The organism is Gemmobacter lanyuensis (assembly GCF_014652355.1).
Lineage (GTDB): Bacteria > Pseudomonadota > Alphaproteobacteria > Rhodobacterales > Rhodobacteraceae > Gemmobacter > Gemmobacter lanyuensis.
Genome location: NZ_BMYQ01000007.1, coordinates 156,928 through 177,440, shown reverse-complemented (window position 1 = coordinate 177,440; position 20,513 = coordinate 156,928). Strand labels below are relative to the sequence as shown.

Annotated in this window: 22 protein-coding genes; 14 read left to right on the top strand and 8 right to left on the bottom strand. The window is 65.8% G+C overall.

Features of this window, described 5'->3' with window-relative positions; genetic code table 11:
• Positions 1–79: 79 nt before the first annotated feature.
• Both IE101_RS12720 and IE101_RS12715 read right to left on the bottom strand, forming a co-directional pair.
• Positions 80–649: an RBBP9/YdeN family alpha/beta hydrolase gene (locus IE101_RS12720; RefSeq protein WP_189634220.1), complete on the bottom strand. Its 570-nt coding sequence runs from the start codon at positions 647–649 to the stop codon at positions 80–82.
• A gap of 120 nt (positions 650–769) precedes the next feature.
• On the bottom strand, positions 770–1,243 hold the full coding sequence (locus tag IE101_RS12715) for an Lrp/AsnC family transcriptional regulator (protein ID WP_189634219.1): 474 nt from the start codon (positions 1,241–1,243) through the stop codon (positions 770–772).
• 339 nt (positions 1,244–1,582) lie between these two features.
• On the opposite strand from IE101_RS12715, the gene IE101_RS12710 reads away from it, so the two are divergent.
• The 5 genes from IE101_RS12710 to IE101_RS12690 all read left to right on the top strand — a co-directional run bounded on the left by IE101_RS12710 (position 1,583) and on the right by IE101_RS12690 (position 5,550).
• Complete coding sequence (locus IE101_RS12710) at positions 1,583–1,846, top strand: hypothetical protein (protein ID WP_229804151.1); 264 nt, start codon at positions 1,583–1,585, stop codon at positions 1,844–1,846.
• Positions 1,847–1,941: 95 nt separating this feature from the next.
• Complete coding sequence (locus IE101_RS12705; protein ID WP_229804150.1) at positions 1,942–3,048, top strand: sulfate ABC transporter substrate-binding protein; 1,107 nt, start codon at positions 1,942–1,944, stop codon at positions 3,046–3,048.
• A 7-nt stretch (positions 3,049–3,055) separates the two neighbouring features.
• Entirely contained in the window at positions 3,056–3,904 is an 849-nt protein-coding gene (gene cysT / locus IE101_RS12700) for a sulfate ABC transporter permease subunit CysT (RefSeq protein WP_189634218.1), read from the top strand.
• A complete protein-coding gene (gene cysW, locus IE101_RS12695) occupies positions 3,897–4,757 on the top strand; it encodes a sulfate ABC transporter permease subunit CysW (RefSeq protein WP_189634217.1) in 861 nt (286 codons plus the stop codon). Before cysT ends, cysW begins: the two co-directional genes overlap by 8 nt.
• Positions 4,758–4,830: 73 nt before the next feature.
• Entirely contained in the window at positions 4,831–5,550 is a 720-nt protein-coding gene (locus tag IE101_RS12690; protein ID WP_189634216.1) for a sulfate/molybdate ABC transporter ATP-binding protein, read from the top strand.
• Between the two features lie 19 nt (positions 5,551–5,569).
• Here IE101_RS12690 and IE101_RS12685 read toward each other — a convergent pair whose 3' ends face one another.
• From IE101_RS12685 to IE101_RS12675, 3 genes are read right to left on the bottom strand one after another with little or no spacing between them, the layout of a single operon-like run.
• Positions 5,570–7,345, bottom strand: coding sequence for an acetyl/propionyl/methylcrotonyl-CoA carboxylase subunit alpha (locus tag IE101_RS12685; RefSeq protein ID WP_229804148.1), 1,776 nt, complete (start codon positions 7,343–7,345; stop codon positions 5,570–5,572).
• Positions 7,342–8,934 (bottom strand): 5-oxoprolinase subunit B/C family protein, encoded by a 1,593-nt coding sequence (locus IE101_RS12680; protein ID WP_189634215.1) that lies wholly within the window; start codon positions 8,932–8,934, stop codon positions 7,342–7,344. The genes IE101_RS12685 and IE101_RS12680 overlap by 4 nt, the downstream gene beginning before the upstream one ends.
• Complete coding sequence (locus IE101_RS12675) at positions 8,931–9,701, bottom strand: LamB/YcsF family protein (RefSeq protein ID WP_189634214.1); 771 nt, start codon at positions 9,699–9,701, stop codon at positions 8,931–8,933. Before IE101_RS12675 ends, IE101_RS12680 begins: the two co-directional genes overlap by 4 nt.
• Positions 9,702–9,812: 111 nt before the next feature.
• Here IE101_RS12675 and IE101_RS12670 point away from each other — a divergent pair, with 111 nt between their 5' ends.
• Entirely contained in the window at positions 9,813–10,463 is a 651-nt protein-coding gene (locus IE101_RS12670; protein WP_189634213.1) for a GntR family transcriptional regulator, read from the top strand.
• Positions 10,464–10,466: 3 nt separating this feature from the next.
• Here IE101_RS12670 and IE101_RS12665 read toward each other — a convergent pair whose 3' ends face one another.
• Entirely contained in the window at positions 10,467–10,757 is a 291-nt protein-coding gene (locus tag IE101_RS12665; protein ID WP_189634212.1) for a DUF1330 domain-containing protein, read from the bottom strand.
• Positions 10,754–11,458 (bottom strand): GntR family transcriptional regulator, encoded by a 705-nt coding sequence (locus tag IE101_RS12660; protein WP_189634211.1) that lies wholly within the window; start codon positions 11,456–11,458, stop codon positions 10,754–10,756. Before IE101_RS12660 ends, IE101_RS12665 begins: the two co-directional genes overlap by 4 nt.
• Positions 11,459–11,563: 105 nt before the next feature.
• Between IE101_RS12660 and IE101_RS12655 the strand changes: the two genes are divergently transcribed.
• From IE101_RS12655 to IE101_RS12620, 8 genes are all read left to right on the top strand, one after another.
• Positions 11,564–12,166: an amino acid synthesis family protein gene (locus IE101_RS12655; protein ID WP_189634210.1), complete on the top strand. Its 603-nt coding sequence runs from the start codon at positions 11,564–11,566 to the stop codon at positions 12,164–12,166.
• On the top strand, positions 12,138–12,932 hold the full coding sequence (locus IE101_RS12650; RefSeq protein WP_189634209.1) for an alpha/beta fold hydrolase: 795 nt from the start codon (positions 12,138–12,140) through the stop codon (positions 12,930–12,932). The genes IE101_RS12655 and IE101_RS12650 overlap by 29 nt, the downstream gene beginning before the upstream one ends.
• On the top strand, positions 12,929–13,858 hold the full coding sequence (locus IE101_RS12645) for a flavin reductase family protein (protein WP_189634208.1): 930 nt from the start codon (positions 12,929–12,931) through the stop codon (positions 13,856–13,858). Before IE101_RS12650 ends, IE101_RS12645 begins: the two co-directional genes overlap by 4 nt.
• The gene (locus IE101_RS12640; RefSeq protein WP_189634207.1) at positions 13,855–14,892 is read left to right on the top strand and encodes an LLM class flavin-dependent oxidoreductase; all 1,038 of its coding nucleotides are present in this window, start codon (positions 13,855–13,857) and stop codon (positions 14,890–14,892) included. Before IE101_RS12645 ends, IE101_RS12640 begins: the two co-directional genes overlap by 4 nt.
• An 8-nt stretch (positions 14,893–14,900) precedes the next feature.
• On the top strand, positions 14,901–16,364 hold the full coding sequence (locus tag IE101_RS12635) for an aldehyde dehydrogenase (RefSeq protein ID WP_189634206.1): 1,464 nt from the start codon (positions 14,901–14,903) through the stop codon (positions 16,362–16,364).
• A gap of 231 nt (positions 16,365–16,595) precedes the next feature.
• A complete protein-coding gene (locus IE101_RS12630) occupies positions 16,596–18,677 on the top strand; it encodes an ATP-binding protein (RefSeq protein WP_189634205.1) in 2,082 nt (693 codons plus the stop codon).
• Positions 18,678–18,832: 155 nt separating this feature from the next.
• Positions 18,833–19,177, top strand: coding sequence for a hypothetical protein (locus IE101_RS12625; protein WP_189634204.1), 345 nt, complete (start codon positions 18,833–18,835; stop codon positions 19,175–19,177).
• Positions 19,174–19,779, top strand: a complete 606-nt coding sequence (locus IE101_RS12620) for a DedA family protein (RefSeq protein WP_189634203.1) — start codon at positions 19,174–19,176, stop codon at positions 19,777–19,779. The genes IE101_RS12625 and IE101_RS12620 overlap by 4 nt, the downstream gene beginning before the upstream one ends.
• On the opposite strand, the gene cobF is transcribed toward IE101_RS12620, so the two are convergent.
• The gene (gene cobF / locus IE101_RS12615; protein WP_189634202.1) at positions 19,758–20,504 is read right to left on the bottom strand and encodes a precorrin-6A synthase (deacetylating); all 747 of its coding nucleotides are present in this window, start codon (positions 20,502–20,504) and stop codon (positions 19,758–19,760) included. The two genes, IE101_RS12620 and cobF, sit on opposite strands and share 22 nt — an antisense overlap.
• Positions 20,505–20,513 lie beyond the last annotated feature (9 nt).

The window sequence follows — 20,513 nt, the reverse complement described above, 5'->3', positions numbered from 1 at the left end:
GCAAACCCCAACCGGACAGGATGTTTGACACATCCGTCATTTTGACACTAATGTCAATATGACTCGGCTGGTCGCGCAATCACCAGCCCAGCTGCAACGGCGCCCTGCCCGCTCCCGACACGGGCTGCGTTTGAAGCAACAGGTCATCGCGCAGCTCTTTGCCCATAGGCCAGGGACCAAAGCCCGACGCGACATTGATATGCCCGGCAAATCCCAGGTCCACCACCTCTGCCCCCCAGCAGCGCGCAAGATCGCGGGCCTGGCTGAAGCTCATCCAAGGGTCATTGCGGCTGGCAACCACGGTGTTTGCAACACCAAGCTGGGCATTGGGCAGCGGCGCGAAGCTGGCGATGCGGCTTCCCTTCGCAGGATCGGCCGGCGCAACCAGCAGGGCCGCGCGCACCCGCAAATGCGGCCAGCGCGCAAGCAGCCGCGCAATCAGCACGGCACCAAGCGAATGCCCCACCAGAACGCAATCCGGATGGCGCAGGATCATGCCCGCCAATTCGATGTCCCAGACGGCCGGCAGGGGGCGGTCCGGATCGCTCAGCTCTACCATGGCCGCGGTCGCATCGGTTGCGGCCCACCAGTGCTGCCAATGCGGAGCGGGCGAGCCATCAAGGCCGGGAACAATCAGGGTCGTGATCATGTCGATTCCTTTCGCGGCGTTCACTGGCATTAATCTATCATTGTGGTCGTGATTTTGGTTCCAAAGAGGCCCACAGACGGGAAAGATCCTTCTCCGACCCATGACCGAGACAGCAGACGTTTACCGATTGCGCGTGTCCAGCGGATAGGCCGTGGTGAACTTGATCCGCTCCATCGCGAAATGCGACGTGACGTTCTTGATCGGCACTGCATCCGTCAATTGCCGATAGAGCGTATCAAAGTCGGTCATGTCGCGGGCGGCCACCCGCAGGAGGTAATCCATCTCGCCCGCCATGCGATAGACCTCCATGATCTGCGGAATGGATTGCACCGCCTGACCAAACGCCTCGCGCCACTCGGCGGAGTGATCGGGCGCTTCGATGCCGACAAAAACCGTAAGACCAAGGCCAAGCCGTACCGGATCGGCCAGGGCAACCCGGCGCATGAGAACGCCCGCGCTTTCAAGCTTCTGGATGCGTTTCCAGCACGGGGTTTGCGACAGCCCGACGCGGTCGGCAATCTGCGCGATGGGAAGCGTGGCATCTTGCATCAGCGCAGCCACGATCTTGCGGTCGATCAGGTCCAGTTCTTCCATGGGTGCCTCTGTCAGTTGCACGCCCTCTTGGCGACAGGTCCTAGCATGACGTGAAATTACTAAATGTCTATCGGTATTATCGTCTTTAGAGGGAATCCCCTGCCTTCTGCTGCTGCACGACAGTAACGTTCCCCGAATGCCGCGCCGCGGGTTACGGCATATCATAATTTTTTCAGGTGCTTAGAAGATGGGCTCCGAGTCGCATCCCGCAGGGCGGAGAAAAAAATCCTATAATCACGATCACATTTAGCGTGAATTTTCCTTTGATAAACTCGACCTAATGTGTCGTTATTTATGAAGGGCAAGCGCTGCTGGCCCCTACCGGGAAAAGGAGATCGCATGATGATTGCTGCACCATCCTTCACGTCCACCGTCGCCCGCTGGATGGGCTTTGGCCGCGAGTCGGACATGGACGCCGGTGAGGGGCGCACCTGTGCGGTCACACTGATCGACCGTCGCACGGGCGACGCCCACCGCATCAACGGCAAGCCGCTGGTCCTGTTCACCCGGCGCCCGCAAGAGGCGGCCGCCGAATTGCTGCAGGGCCGCGATCCACAGCTCTGGGACATTCGCATCACCCCTTTGGCCGGAGACCGCCAATGACCGCCCACACCCTTCTGGGCCTTGTCCCCACATTCGCCCCCCGCCCGCCCCGGGACCAGGGGGCCCAAAAACCCCGCCATCAGCAGGAGACCCCCATGACCACCACCGTCACCATCACCGGGAACATCACCGCGCAGGGCAAAACCGCCGCGCATCAAAAGGATGACCGCGTCACCACCGTCGATGGCGGGCGTCGCCTGACGGGCTGGCCGATTGCCCTCAAGGGCGCGTTGTCCGCGCTTGCCCTTGCCACGCTTTTGGGTGTTGCACCGGCAGCCCGCGCGGAATCGTTGCTCAATGTCAGCTACGATCCAACGCGCGAGCTTTACCGTGAGGTGAACGAAGCCTTTGCGGCCCAATGGCAGGCGCAGGGCAATCCTGCCCCCGGCATCGAGACAAGCCACGGCGGTTCGGGCGCCCAAGCCCGGGCCGTGATTGACGGGCTGGGGGCGCAGGTCGTGACGCTGGCGCTGGCTTCGGACATCGACAAGATCGCCGCCGCAGGCAAGCTGCCTGCCGACTGGCAGGCCAAACGGCCGCACAATTCCTCGCCCTATACCTCGACCATCGTGTTTCTTGTGCGCGAGGGGAACCCCAAGGGCATCAAGGATTGGGGCGATCTCGTCAAAGACGGCGTCGAAGTCGTGACCCCAAACCCCAAGACCTCGGGCGGGGCGCGCTGGAACTATCTTGCCGCCTGGGCCTGGGCTGAAAAGAACGGGAAAGACCCCAAGGCCTTCGTGGGCGAACTTTACAAACACGTTCCCGTGCTTGACAGCGGCGCGCGCGGATCGACCACCACCTTCGCACAGCGCGGCATCGGCGATGTGCTGCTCGCCTGGGAAAATGAGGCCTATCTTGCCTTGAAGGAACTGGGCGAGGACGAATTCGACATCGTCGTCCCCAGCGTCTCGGTCCTGGCCGAACCGCCCGTGGCGCTCGTTGAAGGCAACATCACCTCCGAGGATCAGCGCAAGCTGGCCGAGGCCTATCTTGACTTCCTCTATGCGCCCGAAGGTCAGGCGCTCGCCTTCAAACACTTCTACCGCGCTTGGGACAGCTCGAAGGCCAATCCCGAAGATGTCGCCCGCTTCCCGAAACTCGACCTCGTGGATATCGCGAGCTTCGGGGGCTGGGCCAAGGTGCAGCCGGAACATTTCGGCGATGGCGGCATCTTCGACCAGATCTACGTGGCAAAGTGAGGCACTCATGCTGAGGACCCCCAGACCCCCGCTGATCCACCGCTCTCCCATGCCCGGCCTTGGCCTGACCATGGGGATCACGATCACGATGCTGTCCCTTGTCGTCCTCCTGCCGATCGGCGCCCTTCTTGCGAAGGGCGCCAGCTTCGGCCTTGGCAATATGTGGGATGTGGTCAACCGCGAAAGGGTCTGGGCGGCCCTCTTCCTGTCCTTCCGCCTGTCCTTTCTGGCGGCCTGCTTCAACCTTGTCTTCGGGGTGATCCTGGCCTGGGTGCTGACCCGCTACCGCTTTCCGGGGCGGCGCCTCCTCGACGCGGCGGTGGACCTGCCCTTCGCCCTGCCCACGGCAGTGGCGGGCATCGCGCTGACCGCCCTTTATGCTCCGAACGGCGCTTTCGGCGCACTGGCGAAAGAGTTGGGGGTGAAGATCGCCTATACCGAATGGGGCATCCTCATCGCGCTGATCTTCGTGGGCCTGCCCTTCGTCACCCGCACCGTGCAGCCGGTGGTCGAGGAAATCGACCGCGAGGTCGAAGAGGCCTCGGCCACCCTCGGCGCCAGCCGCCTCCACACCCTGCGCCGGGTGATATGGCCGATGCTCGCCCCCGCCGCGCTGACGGGCTTCGCCCTCGCCCTCGCCCGGGCGGTGGGGGAATATGGTTCGGTCATCTTCATCGCAGGCAATATCCCGCTTTCGACCGAAATCGCCCCGCTGCTGATCGTGATCCAGCTGGAAGAGTTCAACTATGACGCCGCCGCCGCCATCGGCATCGCCATGCTGCTCATCTCCTTCGCCATGCTGCTGGTGATCAACCTCATCCAGATCTGGAGCCGCCGGAGAATTGGCCATGTCTGACACCTCCCTCCCCTTTCGCCCCGCGACCGAGGAAACCCCGCTCACCCGCCGCCTCCTGATCGGAGTGGCGGTTCTGGGCCTTGCCCTGCTCGTCTTCGCCCCCCTCGCCGCGGTGTTCACCGAGGCGCTGGCCGATGGCTGGGCAGCCGCTCTCGCCAGCCTCGGCAACCACGATGCCCGCTCGGCCATCCAGCTCACACTGATCATCACCGCCATCGCCGTGCCGATGAACGCCGCCTTCGGCATCGCCGCCGCCTGGTTCATCACCAAGTTCGACTTTCGCGGCAAGGCCTTCCTCATCACCCTGATCGACCTGCCCTTCTCGGTCAGCCCCGTGGTCGCGGGCCTCTGCATCGTCCTGATGTTCGGCGCCAATTCGCTCGTCGGCGGCTGGCTCGTGGCGCATGGCTTTCCCATCGTCTTCGCCCTGCCGGGGATCGTGCTGGCCACCATGTTCGTGACCTTCCCCTTCGTCGCCCGGGAACTCATCCCGGTGATGATCGAACAGGGCCGGGCCGAGGAAGAGGCCGCGCTCACCCTCGGCGCAGGCGGCTGGCGCGTGTTCTGGACGGTCACGCTGCCCAATATCCGCTGGGCGCTGCTCTACGGTGTCCTCCTCTGCAACGCCCGCGCCATGGGCGAATTCGGCGCCGTGGCCGTCGTCTCGGGCAAGATCCGCGGCCAGACTGCCACCATGCCCATCACGATCGAGATGCTCTACAACGAATATCTCTCGGTCGCCGCCTTCTCCATGGCCGCCCTGCTTACGGCCCTCGCCCTCCTCACCCTCCTCCTCAAGACCGCGCTTGAACGCCGCCACGCCGACGCGCTGGCCGCATCACACCGTCACTGATCCTTTTCTGTCCCGAAATATCCCGGGGGTCCGGGGGCAGAGCCCCCGGCGCCGGTTGCGGAAGGAACCCGCCATGCATATCGACATCGACGAAATCTCCAAACAATTCGGCGCCACCGCCGCGTTGCACCCGGTCTCACTCGCCATCCCCTCGGGGGCGCTGGTGGCGCTGCTCGGACCCTCCGGCTCGGGCAAGACCACGCTTCTGCGCATCCTCGGCGGGCTCGAATTCCCGTCCTCGGGGCGTGTCCTCTTTGACGGGCAAGATGCCACGCATCTGAGCGTGCAGGACCGCCGCGCGGGCTTTGTGTTCCAGTCCTATGCACTCTTCCGGCATATGACAGTTTTCGACAATATCGCCTATGGACTGACCGCCCGCCCCCGCGCCACGCGCCCCGAAAAGGCGGAAATCGCGCGCCGGGTGACGCGGCTGCTCGACCTCATCCAGCTGCCGCATATCGGCGCGCGCTTCCCCAGTCAGCTCTCCGGCGGGCAGCGGCAGCGCGTGGCGCTGGCACGGGCGCTTGCGATCGAACCGCGGATGCTCCTCCTTGACGAACCCTTCGGGGCGCTTGACGCCAAGGTCCGCAAAGAGCTGCGGCAGGGGCTGCGCGACATCCACGACACCACCGGCCTCACCACCGTCTTCGTGACCCATGATCAGGAAGAGGCAATGGAGCTTGCCGACCTCGTCGTCGTCATGTCGATGGGTCGCATCGAACAGATCGGCCGCCCGCAAGACATCCGCGCCCGCCCGGCCAGCGATTTCGTCCGCGATTTCATCACGGTCTGAAGGTGCGCGCGCGGGGGCGTCAGTCCCGCACCCGCGCGATCACGGCGCCATAGGGAAGGGTCTGTCCCGCCTCGACCAGCAGCTCGATCCGGCCCGCCCCCGGCGCGGTCACGCGCGTTTCCATCTTCATGGCCTCCAGCACCGCGACCGCCTCGCCCTCGGCCACGGGCGCATCGGGGGCGACCAGCCAGCGGACCAGCGTCCCCGCCACGGGCGCCGTGACCGCGCCCTCCATCACTGCGGCAGATGGCGCCGCGACAACCGCAGGCACCGCCCCGGCAAGGCCAGCCAGCAGTGTGGCGGGCAGTCCCAGTTCGTGCCGCCGCCCGTCAATCTCTATGGGCAGGCGCAAAAGATCGGGCGCCTCGGCCGGGGTCACGCGGTCCTGCGGTGGCAGGGCTGCGGCCAGCGTTTCGGCAAAATCCGTCTCGATCCAGCGGGTATGCACCCGAAAGGCGCCATCCTCGGCACGGAAATCCGGGGCGCTTAGCGCGAGACGGTGAAAGCCCAGTACCGAGGCCACGCCCTCAATGCGGAACTCGCGCAAGGCGCGCGCGGCGCGGGCCAGCGCCTCGTCCCGCGTGGCCCCCGTCACGATCAGCTTGGCCATGAGCGAGTCGAACTGCCCCGGCACCACCGACCCTGCCGCCACGCCGCTGTCCACCCGCACCCCGGGGCCAGAGGGCGCCTCCCACACCGTGATCGGGCCGGGCGTCGGCAGAAAGCCCCGGCCGGGATCTTCTGCATTGATGCGAAATTCGATGGCATGGCCGCGCGGGTCCGGCACGCTGTCATCCATAAGCCGCGCGCCTTGGGCGATGCGGATCATTGCGCGCAGAATGTCGATCCCCGTGGTTTCCTCGGTCACAGAATGTTCCACCTGCAGGCGGGTATTCACCTCAAGAAACGACAGCGCGCCCGTGGCGGAAAGCAAAAACTCCACCGTTCCCGCGCCGCTATAGCCGGCCGCGGCGCAGATGTCGCGGGCGGCGTCATGGATACATTTGCGCTGATCATCGGTCAGGAAGGGGGCGGGGGCCTCCTCAATCAGCTTCTGGTTCCGGCGCTGCATCGAACAATCGCGCGTGCCCAGCACCTTGACCGTGCCGTGGCGGTCCGCCAGCACCTGCGCCTCGACATGGCGGGGGCGATCGAGAAATTGTTCAATGAAACAAGCGCCTTGACCAAAAGCCAGCTCGGCCTCATGCCGGGCGCTCTCAAACATCTCCTCGACCTCGTCCAGCTCCCAGGCAACGCGCAATCCCCGCCCACCGCCGCCATGGGCGGCCTTGATGGCAAGGGGCAGGCCGTGGGCGCGGGCGAAGGCCAGCGCCTCGGCCCCGCTTTCCACCGGGCCGGGCGATCCGGCCACCAGCGGCGCCCCGACCGAGGCCGCGATCCCCCGTGCCGCGATCTTGTCGCCAAGCGCCTCGATCACCGCAGGGTCGGGGCCGATCCAGATCAGCCCGGCGGCCTGCACCGCCCGCGCAAAATCTGCGCGTTCGGACAGAAAGCCATAGCCGGGGTGGATGGCATCGGCGCCGCAATCGCGGGCCACACGCAGGATGCGCGCGGCATCGAGATAGCTGTCGGCAGGGCGGTCGCCGCCAAGGGCATAGGCCTCATCCGCCATGCGCACGAACAGGGCATCGCGATCTGGCCCGGCATAGACGGTGATGGGGCTGATCCCCTCATCCCGGCAGGCGCGAATGATCCGCACGGCAATTTCACCCCGGTTGGCGATCAGCAGGCGGCGGATCGGGCGCAGGGGGGTATCGGGCTGAAACAGCATCATGGCAGGCTCGGGTCCGGAGGGGTGGGAAGGATCGGGGCAAAGGCGCGGTCGGCCACAAAGCGCAGCCGGGCGCCGGGCGGCACCTGCCCCGCAAGGTCCAGCGCATCGGGGTGCAGCGTCGCAATGACCGGATAGCCACCGGTCAGCGGGTGATCGGCCAGAAACAGCACCGGCTGGCCGGAGTGCGGCACCTGAAGGGCGCCGCGCTCGGTCCCCTCTGACGAAAGCTCGGCCGCATCGGCGCGCAAGAGCGGCAGATCGCCTTCCAGGCGGATGCCCACGCGCGACGATTGCGGGGTGACGCGCCAAATCTGTGCCAGAAACTGCGCCACCACCTCGGGCGGGAACCAGTCCGTGCGGGGGCCAAGGGTCACGGGCAGCAACACCTCCTCGCCCGCCATCGGCAGGGCGGGGGCAGCTTCGGGGTAGGCTATCACGGAGCCAGCCGGATTGAGGCCCGCGCCAACCCCATCGCCCGCGCGCAGGGTGGGCGGGCCGATATGGGCCAGCGTATCGGTTGCGGCTGAACCGAGGACCGGCGTCACCGCAAAGCCCCCGCGCAGCGCAAGATAGGCGCGCATCCCCCGCAGGGGCGGCGGCAGCACCAGCCCGTCGCCCGCATCCATTGCAAAGGGCTGACCCGGCAGCAGCGGCACGGGGCCGTCCGACGTGGTCAGATGCGCGCCCTCAACCGCGCCGGTCAGCACGGCCGTCAAGGGCCGTTCCGCCCGGAACCGCGTCGGGCCCAGCGTGATTTCCAGCGCCGCGGCGCCCGCGGGGTTGCCCACCGCGCGATTGGCCCGGCGCAGTGCGCCCCGGTCAAGCGCGCCCGAGGTTGAAACCCCCTGCCCGCCCTGCCCCGTCCGGCCAAGGTCTTGAAAGAGAAGGGGGAAGGCCGCTTCCTCAACCCTTATCCCCGGCGTGGGGTTGGCCGGGCGCGGCGGAGTCACCGGGCGGCGAGCTTCATTGCGGGCCACAAAACGCACCGTGGCCCCCGGCTGCAACAGCGCGGGCGGGTCGCGCGTCAGATCCCACATCGGCACCTCGGTCGTGCCGATGATCTGCCAGCCGCCGGGCGTTTCCTGCGGATAGATACCGCCAAACCGCCCCGCCAGCGCCACCGACCCCGCCGGAATGCGCGTCCGCGGGCTCGACCGGCGCGGCAGGTCAAAGCGCAGATCATCGCAGGTCATATAGGCAAAGCCCGGCGCGAAGCCGCAAAAGGCCACCTGCCAGGTCGCTGCCTGATGCGCGGCGATCACCTCGGCCTCGGTCAGGCCCATATGGCGGGCAACCTCGGGCAGGTCGGGGCCGTCGTAGCGCAGGGGGATTTCGATCTCGGCGCCGCCTGGCCCCGTCGCACCGGGCGTTGCGGGGTGACGCGCCACAATCCGGGCTGCAAGGGCACCATCGGCAGGCACCCCGACCTCGGTCCGGATCAAGAGGGTACGGGCGGCCGGAATGATCTCGGCGATCCCGTCCAGCGGCGGCTGTGTCAGCGCGCGGAAGACGGCCTGTGTCGCGGCAAGATCGGGTAGCTCTACCAGAACCGTGCGTGGCCCCACCGGCAGAAAGCGCGGCGGGGTCATGCGCCGCCCGCAAAGCTGGCGATGGTCACGCCCTGACGGGTCAGCGCAACCCGGATGGCGCGGGCCATAGCCACGGCGTCGGGGCTGTCGCCGTGAACGCAGATGCTGCCGGCAGCAAGGCGAAGCGTCGATCCGTCCACCGCCTCCACCACGCCCTCTTGCGCCAGACGCACCATCCGGGCCGCGACCAGATTGGGATCATGCAAAACGGCGCCCGGTTCACGCCGCGACAAGAGCTGGCCATCGGGCCTATAGGCGCGGTCGGCAAAAGCCTCGGCCACCGTCGCAAGACCGGCAGCGCGAGCCTGTTCCAACACGGGCGCCCCGGCAAGGCCCATCAGGATGAGCGACGGGTCCACCGCCAGAATGGCGCGGATCACCGCCCCCGCCTGCCGGGCATCCTGCGCGATGGTGTTGTAAAGCGCGCCATGCGGCTTGACATAGCGCACCCGCGTGCCCGCTGCCGCCGCAAGGCCCTGAAGCGCGCCGATCTGATAGATGACATCCGCCGTCAGCTCCTCCGGCGTGACATCCATCGGGCGCCGACCGAACCCCACACGGTCGGGATAGGAAACATGCGCCCCGACCACGACCCCGTTTTGCGCCGCCCCCCGCAGCGTCGCCAGGATGGTCAGCGGATCGCCCGCATGGAACCCACAGGCGACATTGGCGGAACTGACAATCCCCAGCATCGCCGCATCATCGCCCATCTTCCAGGCGCCATAGCCTTCGCCAAGGTCACTGTTCAGATCGATCACTGAAGGCATCGTCAGCTCCGCACGGGTTTTTGCGATGGTGGCCGCCCTCTGCCGCCCTGTCAATTATGTCGAGACATTCTTTGCATTTTGTTGAACAATGTAGGCCAGAAAGGACACCCCATGACCCCCAGCCCCGACCCCGGCCTGCCCGAACAGATCGCCAATCAGCTGCGCGACCGAATCACGGGTGGCCTGCTGACACCCGGTCAGCGCCTGTCCGAGGCGCAACTGGCCGCCGATCTGGGCATTTCCCGCAATACGCTGCGCGAGGTGTTTCGGCTGCTCACGCGCGAAGGTCTGCTGACCCACATGCCGAACCGCGGGGTCTTTGTCGCGCGCCCCTCAATGCCGGCCATCGTCGATATCTACCGCCTGCGACGGTTGATCGAGGTGCCGATGCTGGCGCAGGGCTGGCCGCAGCACCCCGCCGTGGCCCGGATGCAGGAGGCGGTTGATCACGCGCGGCTCTTTCAGGCGGCGGGCGATTGGCGAGGGGTGGGCAGTGCGAACATGGCCTTTCACGCCGCCATTGTCGCGCTGGGGGACAGCCCGCGCCTCATGGCCTTTCACGCGCAGCTGGCAGCGGAGTTGCGGCTGGCCTTCGGGTTGCTGGATGCACCCGAACTGCTGCATGGCCCCTTCATCGACCAGAACGCGCAAATCCTGCAACGGCTGGTCACGGGGGATGCGGCAGGGGCGGCAGCCCTGCTTGGCCCCTATCTGGATCAGTCGGAACGGGCCGTGATGCTGGCCTTTGCCCGGCTTGCCTAAGGGCTATTCGGGCAGGCCATCGACCAGCACGACATGCGCAGTGCAGGCCCCGGCCCGATGTGCGCGGGCAGCCTGATATTCCGGCGAATGATAGCAGGCACGCGCCGCAGCAAGGCTTGGGAATTCAATCACCACATGGCGGGCAAGGTCCGGGCCTTCCAGAACATCGGACTCACCCCCGCGCGCCAGAAACCGCGCGCCATATTGCGCGAAGGCCGCCGGGGCCAGCGCCTGATACCCCGCATAGGCCGCGGGGTCCGTCACCGTAACATGGGCTATCCAATAGGCGGTCATCCGGTGGCTCCTTCGGCACGGGCTTCGGCCTGCAACAGGCGGCGGGCAATCTCAGCAGCTTCGGTCAGGTGATCGCGGACGGCAGCGGCGGCGGCCTCGGGGTCGTTGTCCAGAATGGCGTCGCAGATCCGCGCCATCCGGACCGGCCCCGAGACATGCCGGTCGCTCGTCTGCAAGGTCAGCGCCCGCAGGCGCGAGATGCGACCATTCAGGCGCTGCACGATTTCCCAGGCGACATCGTGCCCCGCGGCCCGGAAGATCACCTCATAGAAGTGGGTCGTCGCATCCGAGAGGGGCTGTGCCTGCGGATCGGCGGCCGCAGCGGCCAGCGCAATCTGCGCCTCGCGCAGGCTGGCTTTGGTGGCGGCATCGGCGCGGCGGGCGCAATCGGCGGCAGCATCAGCCTCTAGCAGCAGACGGATCTTGTAGATCTGCTGCGCCTGCGGCCAATCCAGCGTGGCCACCACCGGGCCGCTGCGGGGCGCGATTTCCACCAGACCCTCGGCCTCAAGATAGCGGATCGCCTCACGCACGACCGACCGCGAAACGCCCAGCTGATCGCACAGGGTGCGTTCAACCAACCGCTCCCCGCCCCGGAAGCGGCCCGCGATAATGGCCCCGCGAAGGCGGCCAACAGCGATTTCCCGCAGCGTTTGCGGGACTTGTTCGATTTTCAGCTCGGGGTGCATGTCACGTTCCATGGGGATCATCCTAGCCCCGCGACGGGCGTGGCGCAAGAAAGACTTGACATATGGTCTTATGGTATACCAACATACAAGAACAACGCCCACTGCAGGATGCCTCCCATGCCCGCCCTCATTCGCAAGACGCTTCTGAACGTCGAAACCACGCTGATCGAAGGGGGCCGCACGGCGCCTGTGCCGCTGAAGATGATCGCCGCCGCCGCGGTGTTGAAGAACCCCTGGGCCGGGCGCGGCTTTGTCGAGGATCTGAAGCCCGAAATCCACGACGTTGCCCCGGAACTCGGCGCCCTGCTGACCGGGATGATCCTTGATGCCGCAGGCTCGGGCGAGATTGTCGAGGGCTATGGCAAGGCCGCCGTCGTCGGTCTGGACGGTGAGGTCGAACATGCCTCGGCGCTGATCCATACGCTGCGCTTTGGCAACCATTACCGCTCTGCCGTGGGGGCCAAGACCTATCTCGCCTTCACCAATACCCGCGGCCCGGCCAATTGCCCCATCATGATCCCGCTGATGGACAAGAACGACGAAGGCCGCCGGTCGCATTACCTGACGATCCAATTCGCCATTCCGGATGCCCCCGCCGCCGATGAGATTGTCGTGGCGCTTGGTGCCTCGGTCGGCGGGCGTCCGCATCACCGCATCGGCAACCGTTATGAAGACCTCAAGGATCTGGGCCATGATGTCGCGAACCCTGCGGCTGTCTGACGGCGCATCGGTCCGGGTGATCGAGGCAGGGACCGGCGCGCCGGTCCTGCTGATCCACGGCGTCGGCATGCGGGCCGAGGCTTGGGGGCCACAGATCGCGACCCTTTCCGCCACCCATCGGGTTCTGGCGGTCGATATGCCCGGCCATGGCGAAAGCACCCCCCTGCCCCCGACGGCCCGCCTGCCCGATTTCGTGGCCTGGGCCGCGCGGGTGATCGAGGCGCTGGCCCTTGGCCCCGTCAGCGTGGCGGGCCATTCGATGGGGGCGCTGATTGCAGGTGGCCTTGCAGTAGAGCGCCCCGATCTGGTGGCCCGCGTGGCGCTTTTGAACGGCGTCTGCCGCCGCAGCCCCGAGGCCCGCGCCGCCGTGCTGGCCCGCGCCGAGGAAATCGCCCGGGGTGCGGGCGGGATCGAGGCGCCGCTTGCCCGCTGGTTCGGCCCCGAGGATGCCGCGATCCGCGATCAGGTGGCGGGCTGGCTGCGCGCGGTGGACATGACGGGCTACGCCATCGCCTACCGCGCCTTTGCCGAGGGTGACAGCACCTATGCCGACCGCCTGCCGCAGGTGCGCTGCCCCGCGCTGGTGCTGACGGGCGATGGCGATGCCAATTCGACCCCGGCGATGACACAGGCCATGGCCGCAGCCATGCCGCTGGGTCAGGCCGTGGTGCTGGAAGGCCATCGCCATATGGCCAATCTGACTGCCCCTGAAACCGTCAGCCGCGCGCTGACCGATTGGCTTGCCCGGAAGGAGGCCACCGCATGACCGCCCCCGCACTGGACCCGCGCGCCCTGCGCGATGCCTTCGGCACCTTCATGACCGGGGTGACCGTCGTCACCACCATCGATGCCGATGGCAAACCGCTGGGCTTTACCGCCAATTCCTTCTCCTCCGTGTCGCTCGACCCGGCGCTTTTGCTGGTGTCGATCGCGCGCAGCTCGGGCAATTACGAGGCCTTCGTCACCGGCAAGGGCTTTGCCGTGAACATCCTGTCCGAGGGGCAGAAGGACATTTCCTCGACCTTCGCGCGGCGGGTGGAAGACCGCTTTGCCAGCGTCTACTGGCGGCGCGGGCCGGAAGGATCGCCGCTGATTGCCGGCGTCTCGGCCTGGTTCGATTGCGTGCTGCATCAGGTGGTCGAGGCCGGGGATCATGCCATCCTCATCGGCCGCATCACCGCCTTTGAAGCCACGCCCGCCGCGGGCCTCGGTTATTACCGCGGCAGCTACTTCACCCCGGCGGAAACGGGGGCGCAGGTGCCGACCGGGCCGGATGTGGTGATTTCCACCGTGCTGGAACGCGGGGGTGAGGTGCTACTGGTCGATGACGGCCAGGGAGGCCTGACGCTGCCCACCGCCCGCGTCGGACGCGAAGGGGTGCAGGCTGCGCTGGGGGCGCTGATCGGGGGCACCGGCCTCGCGGCCGCGCCGGGGTTCATCTATGCCGTATACGAAGATGTCACCCGCGGGCATCAACACATCGCCTTTCTCTGCCCCGCCCCGGCAGGCACGCCCGCGCGGGGCGGCTTTGTCGAATTGTCGCGCCCTTCGCTGGGTGACGTGACCGACCCGGCCATGCGTGTCATGCTGGAACGGTTGGCCGACGAAAGCCGCATGGGCAACTACGGCATCTATTTCGGAAATCAGGATCAGGGACGCGTCGAACCCATCGGCGAAAGGACGAAAGCATGAAATTCTCACTGTTCATCCATATGGAGCGGGTCTCGGCGGACGATGACCAGAAACGGCTCTATGACGAGATGATCGCGCTGTGCCGCATGGCCGACGAGGGTGGCATGCATGCCATCTGGACGGGCGAACACCATGGCATGAACTTTACCATCGCGCCGAACCCCTTCCTGAACCTGATCGACCTTGCGCGCCGCACCAAGAACGTGCGCCTTGGCACCGGCACGGTGATCGCCCCCTTCTGGCACCCGATCCGCCTGGCGGGCGAGGCCGCGATGACCGACATCATCATGGACGGCCGTCTGGATCTTGGCATTGCGCGTGGCGCCTACAGCTTTGAATATGAACGCCTTTCACCGGGTCTTGATGCCTGGACCGCCGGCGGCAAGATGCGCGAGCTGATCCCGGCGATCAAGAACCTCTGGCAAGGCGATTACGAACATAACGGCGAACACTGGCAGTTCCCCAAGACCACTTCGTCGCCGCTGCCGGTGCAACAGCCGCATCCGCCGATCTGGGTGGCCGCGCGCGACCCCAACAGCCATGAATTCGCCGTATCGCAGGGCTGCAACGTGCAGGTGACGCCGCTGCATCTGGGCGATGAAGAGGTGCAGTCGCTCATGGACCGCTTCAACGCGGCCTGCGCCAAATTCGCCGATCAGCCCCGCCCCAAGATCATGGTGCTGCGCCATACCTATGTGGCCGACAGCGAGGCCGACGCCCAGCTGGGCGCAGAAGAGCTCAATCGTTTCTATTGCTACTTTGGCGCCTGGTTCAAGAATGAACGCCCGATCAGCATGGGCCTGATCGAACCGCTGACCGAAGATGAAATCGCTGCCCATCCCTTCTATTCGGCCGAGGCGATGCGGAAAAACCAGATCGTCGGCGAAGCAGCCGAAGTCATCTCGCGCATCAAATCCTACGAGGCGATGGGCTATGACGAGTTTTCATTCTGGATCGACAGCGGCATGAGCTTCGAGCGCAAGAAAGCCTCGCTTGAACGCTTCCTCCGCGACGTGATGCCCGCGTTCGCCTGAGGGGAAAGATGGACCGCTTCCAGCACTATATCGACGGCCAGTTCGAAGATGCCGCCGCGACCTTCCCAAGCCTTGATCCCGCCACGGGTCAGCCCTGGGCGCTGATGCCCGCGGCCTCGGCCGCCGATGTGGGCCGGGCGGTCGAGGCTGCGGACCGCGCCTTTCACGGGCGCGCCTGGGCCGGGCTGACCGCCACGGCGCGGGGCAAGCTTTTGTCGCGGCTGGCCGATCTGGTGCAGGAGGCGGCGCCGCGCCTTGCGGCGCTGGAAACCCGCGACACGGGCAAGATCATCCGGGAAACCAGCGCCCAGATTGCCTATGTCGCGGAATATTACCGCTATTACGCAGGGCTGGCGGACAAGATCGAAGGGGCGCATCTGCCCATCGACAAACCCGATATGGAGGTCTGGCTGCGGCGCGAACCCGTGGGTGTGGTGGCGGCCATCGTGCCCTGGAACAGCCAACTGTTCCTGTCGGCGGTGAAGCTTGGCCCTGCTTTGGCGGCGGGCTGCACCGTGGTACTGAAGGCCAGCGAAGACGGCCCGGCGCCGCTGCTGGAATTCGCGCGTCTGGTGGATCAGGCCGGGTTCCCGCCGGGCGTGGTGAATATCCTGACCGGCGGACCCGAGGCCGGGCGTGCCCTGACCACCCACCCCAAGGTCGCCCATATCGCCTTTACCGGCGGCCCGGAAACCGCGCGGCATATCGTGCGGGCCAGTGCCGAAAACCTGTCGAAAACCTCGCTCGAACTGGGCGGGAAATCGCCCTTCATCGTCTTTGACGACGCCGATCTGGACAGCGCGGCCAATGCACAGGTGGCAGGCATCTTCGCCGCGACCGGGCAGAGCTGCGTGGCAGGTTCGCGCCTTTTGGTGCAGGCCAGCGTCAAGGACGCCATGATCGACCGGCTGAAGGCCAAGGCAGAAGCGGTGCGGATCGGCGCCCCGGACGACATGGCGACCGAGGTCGGCCCCCTTTGCACCGCACGGCAGCGCGACCGCATCGTGCAGATCATCGCGCAATCGGTTGCCGCGGGCGCGCGGCTGGTGACGGGCGGCAAGATCCCCGAGGGACCGGGCACCTTCTTTCCACCCACGATCCTCGATTGCAGCGCCGCCCCGACTGCGCCCTGCGTGACGGAAGAGCTGTTCGGCCCTGTCCTCTCGGTCGTAACCTTTGAAACCGAGGAAGAGGCGCTCGCCCTTGCCAATGGCACGCCCTACGGGCTGGCCTCAGGCGTCTTCACCCAAAGCCTGACGCGTGCGCATCGCATGATCCGCGGCATCCGGGCGGGGATCGTCTGGGTCAATACCTATCGGGCCGTTTCCCCCATCGCTCCTTTCGGCGGGCATGGCCTGTCAGGGCACGGGCGCGAAGGCGGGCTGGCGGCGGCGCTGGATTACACGACGGTCAAGACGGTCTGGCTGCGCACCTCGGATGATCCGATTCCCGACCCCTTCGTCATGCGCTGAGACATTGCGGGGTGTCCCCTCTGGCACCCCTCCCTTCCCGCTGAATCCCGACCGAAAAGCGACGTAAATGGGATCTTTGCGCCCATGACTGCCTTATGGGACCGCAAGTGCCGCCTCATACCACCTAAAAGATACCAAAAGCTGGTTTCCCTTCACCCGTCGACCATACTATTCGGAATTTGAATACGTTTGCCTGACAGGCTTAACCGCATCGAATTTCCGAGGCCCCAGATGATTGGCGAAGACGACTCCAAGACCATCGCACCGGCCGTACCGCTGCGGAAATGGCTGTGGCGTTCTTATGTGAAAGCGGCGCTCGTGCCGATGCTTCTGATCGAGTTCAGCTTTATCGGCATTTACTGGGGCACAAGCCAGGTGGTCTATGACCGCGGCGCCGAAGCGATCACCCGCATTTCGACCGATGCCCTGGAAGATGCCGCGACGCGCGAAGCCAATATCATCGCGCGCCGCCTGCAATCGATCTCGACCCTGTCGCACATCTTTGCCGATGAAACCGGGCGCGCACTGGCCACCCCCGCCGTGGTTTCCGCCGAGGAAAAGGCGCGCCATGCCTATACCAAGGATGGCACCTTCTATACGACACGGGATACCGGCGGCTCTGCGGTTTTCTTTTCAGGCGCGGTTCCGATCGGCCCGGCCGAGCAGGAAAAGGTCTGGCGTACGGTGCGGCTCGACCCGATTATGAAATCGATCCGCGACTCCGATCCGCTCATCGCGCAGATCTATCTGAACACGCACGATTCCTATAACCGGATCTACCCCTATTTCGAGGTGCTGGACATCTATCCCCCGAAGATGGATATCCCGACCTACAACTTCTACTACGAAGCCGACGCCCAGCATAACCCCGACCGCAAGCCTGTCTGGACCGATGCCTATGTCGATCCGGCAGGATCAGGCTGGATGGTCTCCTCCATCGCCCCCGTCTACAGCCCTGCCAAGCTTGAGGCGGTGATCGGGATCGACATCACCATCGACACCATCGTGAAACAGGTGCTCGACATCAAGTTGCCCGGCGATGGTTATGCCGTGCTGGTCGGGCGCGACGGCACCATCCTTGCGCTGCCGCCCAAGGCGGAACAAGACCTTGGTGTGCATGAGCTGCTGGAACACGGCTATGAAGAGGCGATCCAGCAGGACACCTTCAAGCCCGAGGAGTTCAACATCTTCCGACGCTCGGAACTGTCCGAGATCGCGCTGGCGTTCCAGTCCGAGGCGACGGGCACCCGGACCGTGACCCTCGGCCACCCGATGATCGCGGCATGGTCCACCATCGCAGGGCCGCAGTGGAAGCTGCTGGTTCTGACCAGCGAGGAAAGCGTGCTGGCAGAATCGATCACGCTGCGCGACCAGCTCGGCTTTGTCAGCCAGATCATGCTCGCGCTGCTGCTTCTTTTCTATGTGGTATTCTTCGCGATCCTCTGGCGCCGCTCCAGCGCCATGAGCGAGCGCGTCGCCCGCCCTCTGGCCGAGGTGGAACGCCGGATGATCAGGATCAGCGAGGGCAGCATGATGTCCCCGGCGGAACGCTATGAAATCAGCGAATTGCAGACGGTGGGCGACCATCTGACTCATATGGGCGCGAAACTGGATGCCGCCAATCAGGCCAAATCGAACTTCCTGTCTGCCATGAGCCACGAATTGCGCACGCCCCTGACCGCAATCATCGGCTATGCGAACCTTCTGGAAATGGCTGAGGGCCAACCTCTGGATGCGGAACGCATGCGGCAGGTGCGCGCGATTGCGAGTTCGGGCTGGCATCTGGTGCAACTCGTCGATGCGGTCCTGGACCTGAGCCGGATCGAGCGGAGCGACTTCCAACTTGCGGTCCAGCCGCTCGACATAGTGTCGCTGGTGCAGATCGCCTGCGACAAGATCCGCGCCGAAGCAGCAAGTCAGGGGATCAGCGTGACCCTTAAGATGCCAGAGGGCGCCCTGCCCAAGGTCAGCGCCGACCCCGAGGTCATGCGCCGTATCATGGCGCAATTGCTGTCGAACGCGGTCAAATACAATGTGCGCGGGGGCGCGGTCGAGGTGCGCTTTGACCAATCGGCACCCGACATGCTTGGCGTGGTGGTCAAGGATACCGGCGTAGGGATTGCGGCCGAACATCAGGCGCGGGTTTTCACCGCTTTTGACCGGCTGGGTCACGAAAATGGCACCATCGGCGGGGCGGGGATCGGGCTTGCGATCTCGCGCCGTCTTGCCGAGCTCACGGGGGGGCGGCTCTCCTTCGAAAGCGCGCCGGGGCAAGGGTCCACCTTCACGATCCAGGTGCCGCGCGCCGTGTGACCGGACACATCCAGCCGCGACGAAACGGCGCGTGACTTGCGTAATTCGGGTATGGCCCCCGGCACAACGGCATTGCTTTCGGGCGGGATGCGGCTCAGTTGCTCGCAGGCCCGTCGGCCTGTTATGCACAGGAATTCCGCGCCCTTGGGGGGATCATGCAGCGTTTCGTTCAGCTTTTCCGAAGGCACCCGAAGCTCGTGTCGGCGCTGTTGCTCAGCTCGACCCTTGCGCTGGTGTTTCTGGGGCGTTTTCTGGTGCAGCTGATCTACTGGTCGGGCCATCAGAATGAACCCGTCCAGGCCTGGATGACCATGGGCTATGTCGGGCATAGCTGGGATCTCAACCCCCGGCGGCTTGATGAACTGGCAGGCCTGCCCAAACCTGTGAATGGCCATCCGAAGACGCTGGCTGAAATAGCCAAGGAACGCGGTGTGCCGGTGTCCGAGGTCATCGCGCAGGTCGAGGCGGCCATCGCGCAGGCAAAGGCGATGGAACCGTGACCGACTGGCTGCTTGCCCTTGTGCCACACTATGGCGTTTGGCTTCTTGCTGCCTGCACCTTCTGTTCCTGCCTGGCCCTGCCAATTCCGGCATCCCTGATGATGCTGGCAGCAGGGGGGTTCGTTGCGGCGGGCGACCTGTCGCTGGGGGCAAGCCTGGGCGGCGCGCTCTCGGGGGCGATCCTTGGCGATCAGACGGGATATTTCGGGGGGCGTTGGGGCGGCGCGGGGTTGGTGGCGCGGCTCGGGTCGCGGGCGGCACCGCTGGCGCGGGCCACCGATCTTTTGGCGCGACGCGGGGGGCTGGCGGTCTTTTTCTCGCGCTGGCTCATCTCGGCGCTGGGGCCTTATGTGAACCTTGCCGCCGGCGCTGCGGGACAGCCCTGGGCCATCTTTACCCTCTGGGGCGTTCTGGGCGAAAGCTGCTGGGTCACACTTTACGTGGGCCTGGGCTATAGTTTCACAGGAAACTTGGAGGCTGCTTCCGCAATGGCGATGGACCTGCTGGGCTTTTTCGCGGCAGGGGCCCTCGCGCTCGGCCTTGCGGTATGGCTCGTGCTGACCCTGCGGGCCGAGGCAGCTCAGGCCCGGCGCAACAGATAGATATCCATGATCCAGCCATGGGCCGCACGCGCGGCCTCGCGCCGGGCGATGATACGGGGGCCCGCTTCGGCCAGGGGGCCGCTTTCGGTGATCTGGTTCGCCATGCCCGCATAGCCTGCCCACCAGATCGAGACGCCCTGATCCGGCAAATGCTGGAAGGAACATTCCCCATCCAGCATGACGACGCAGGTATCGACACCGGGGGGGAAACCTTCATCCCGCAGGCGCCGCCCGGTGGTGATGGTAACCGGCCCGTTGATTTCGTTCAGCGGAATGGCATGGGCCGCCGTCAGCGCCTGGATCGAGGTGATGCCCGGCACGACCTCGATCTGCGGGGCTGGGCGCAGGCGCGCAGCAATCCGCAAGGTGCTGTCGTAAAGCGACGGATCCCCCCAGACCAGCAGCGCCACCCGGCCCGTCGTTCCCAGATCGCGGGCGATGCTGTCGGCCCAGATCTGCGCGATGGCATCATGCCAGGCATCGACCCGCGCGCGGTAGTCGGTGATGGCGGGGTCCCGCACCGGCAGGTCGAATTCCGCAATACGGGTGGCGGGGTTCGTGACCACATCGGCGGCAATCTCGCGCCGCAGATCCGCCAGATCAGCCTTCCCCTCGCCCTTCCGGGGGATCAGGATCAGATCCGCGGCATTCATGGCCCGCATCGCCTGACGGGTCAGGTGATCGGGGTTGCCGCTGCCAATGCCGATGAGGCTGAGCTGGATCATTGCGGGGTC

Coding starts and splice junctions, on each gene's coding strand:
- IE101_RS12720 (WP_189634220.1), bottom strand. CDS start 649: ATGATCACGACCCTGATTGTTCCCGGCCTTGATGGCTCGCCCGCTCCG.
- IE101_RS12715 (WP_189634219.1), bottom strand. CDS start 1,243: ATGGAAGAACTGGACCTGATCGACCGCAAGATCGTGGCTGCGCTGATG.
- IE101_RS12710 (WP_229804151.1), top strand. CDS start 1,583: ATGATGATTGCTGCACCATCCTTCACGTCCACCGTCGCCCGCTGGATG.
- IE101_RS12705 (WP_229804150.1), top strand. CDS start 1,942: ATGACCACCACCGTCACCATCACCGGGAACATCACCGCGCAGGGCAAA.
- cysT (WP_189634218.1), top strand. CDS start 3,056: ATGCTGAGGACCCCCAGACCCCCGCTGATCCACCGCTCTCCCATGCCC.
- cysW (WP_189634217.1), top strand. CDS start 3,897: ATGTCTGACACCTCCCTCCCCTTTCGCCCCGCGACCGAGGAAACCCCG.
- IE101_RS12690 (WP_189634216.1), top strand. CDS start 4,831: ATGCATATCGACATCGACGAAATCTCCAAACAATTCGGCGCCACCGCC.
- IE101_RS12685 (WP_229804148.1), bottom strand. CDS start 7,345: ATGATGCTGTTTCAGCCCGATACCCCCCTGCGCCCGATCCGCCGCCTG.
- IE101_RS12680 (WP_189634215.1), bottom strand. CDS start 8,934: ATGACCCCGCCGCGCTTTCTGCCGGTGGGGCCACGCACGGTTCTGGTA.
- IE101_RS12675 (WP_189634214.1), bottom strand. CDS start 9,701: ATGCCTTCAGTGATCGATCTGAACAGTGACCTTGGCGAAGGCTATGGC.
- IE101_RS12670 (WP_189634213.1), top strand. CDS start 9,813: ATGACCCCCAGCCCCGACCCCGGCCTGCCCGAACAGATCGCCAATCAG.
- IE101_RS12665 (WP_189634212.1), bottom strand. CDS start 10,757: ATGACCGCCTATTGGATAGCCCATGTTACGGTGACGGACCCCGCGGCC.
- IE101_RS12660 (WP_189634211.1), bottom strand. CDS start 11,458: ATGGAACGTGACATGCACCCCGAGCTGAAAATCGAACAAGTCCCGCAA.
- IE101_RS12655 (WP_189634210.1), top strand. CDS start 11,564: ATGCCCGCCCTCATTCGCAAGACGCTTCTGAACGTCGAAACCACGCTG.
- IE101_RS12650 (WP_189634209.1), top strand. CDS start 12,138: ATGATGTCGCGAACCCTGCGGCTGTCTGACGGCGCATCGGTCCGGGTG.
- IE101_RS12645 (WP_189634208.1), top strand. CDS start 12,929: ATGACCGCCCCCGCACTGGACCCGCGCGCCCTGCGCGATGCCTTCGGC.
- IE101_RS12640 (WP_189634207.1), top strand. CDS start 13,855: ATGAAATTCTCACTGTTCATCCATATGGAGCGGGTCTCGGCGGACGAT.
- IE101_RS12635 (WP_189634206.1), top strand. CDS start 14,901: ATGGACCGCTTCCAGCACTATATCGACGGCCAGTTCGAAGATGCCGCC.
- IE101_RS12630 (WP_189634205.1), top strand. CDS start 16,596: ATGATTGGCGAAGACGACTCCAAGACCATCGCACCGGCCGTACCGCTG.
- IE101_RS12625 (WP_189634204.1), top strand. CDS start 18,833: ATGCAGCGTTTCGTTCAGCTTTTCCGAAGGCACCCGAAGCTCGTGTCG.
- cobF (WP_189634202.1), bottom strand. CDS start 20,504: ATGATCCAGCTCAGCCTCATCGGCATTGGCAGCGGCAACCCCGATCAC.